At 58.9% G+C, this 1,064-nt stretch carries 1 protein-coding gene; it reads right to left on the bottom strand.

Annotated features, from left to right (window positions below):
• Positions 1–155: 155 nt before the first annotated feature.
• Positions 156–1,064: IS5 family transposase (locus tag F6X42_RS42805; RefSeq protein WP_187639756.1), on the bottom strand; the 909-nt coding region annotated here is incomplete at its 5' end.

Genomic DNA, 1,064 nt, shown 5'->3' with positions numbered 1-1,064 from the left:
CAGGCTGCGGAAATACACCCCTCCAAAAGCAACGTCCATCGCTCTGCGCGGCTACCGCCGCGCAATTTTCTGCATTACGAAATTTCAACGTGAATCCAGCTTATTTTTCGACAGTTTGAGGCCTGTTTTCGCCCTCATTACCGCAATCGCTGCCACTACGGGCGGACCTGTCCTAGCGAACGCATGCGCACGAGGTTGTAGGCGGCCATGTTCAACACGAACATCTGGTCGACTTTCTTCAACCCGCGCACCATCACCTGGCGCATGCGCCCCACGGTCTTCGCCCACCCAAAACCTTGTTCGATCAGCTTGCGCTTTTGCTGCGATATCGCGTAGCCCACACTGCGCGCAATCGCATCGGGCACCGCAGAACGGCGACCCGAGGTGTTCTGCGCCACGTGCGGCGTGACCTTCATCTGCTGGCAAGCTTCGATGAATTCCTGTGCGTCGTAACCCTTGTCTGCGCCCAGCGTGATTTGCGCAGCCGCTTCGTCCGCTGCTTGCCGCGCATCATTGATCATGACCTTGGCCGCTTCACGTTCGGCATGTCCGTCAGCACAACTCACGCGGGCGTTGACCACCAGTCCATGGCGGTTGTCGGTCAGCGTGTGGCCCATGTAACGCAATTCGCTGGCAGTCTTGCCCTTGCGGTAAAGCCGTGCATCGGGATCAGTCTTCGACTCGTGCGTCTCGTTGCTCCGCTTGCTGCCCTTGAAGTCGCCCGCGCCGCTGCCGCCGTCGTTATCCCTGTCGTCACCGTCCTTGCGCACAAAGCTCTTGTGTCCCGCCCACGCCTGGATCAGCGTGCCGTCCACGCTGAAGTGCTCGCCCGACAACCAGTTCTTCTTCTGCGCGATGGACAGCACTTCGTTGAAGAATTCGACCACCGCATCGTGCCTGATCAAACGCTCGCGGTTCTTCGTGAATACCGTCGGCACCCAGACCGAATCGTCCATCGACAGACCAATAAACCACCGAAACAGCAGGTTGTATTGCGTTTGCTCCATGAGCTGGCGTTCAGACCGGATGCTGTACAGCACCTGCAGCAGCATCGCCCGAAGCAG

It is taken from the genome of Paraburkholderia podalyriae (assembly GCF_014397785.1).
Classification (GTDB): Bacteria; Pseudomonadota; Gammaproteobacteria; order Burkholderiales; family Burkholderiaceae; genus Paraburkholderia; species Paraburkholderia podalyriae.
This window is presented reverse-complemented; position numbering and strand designations above follow the sequence as displayed.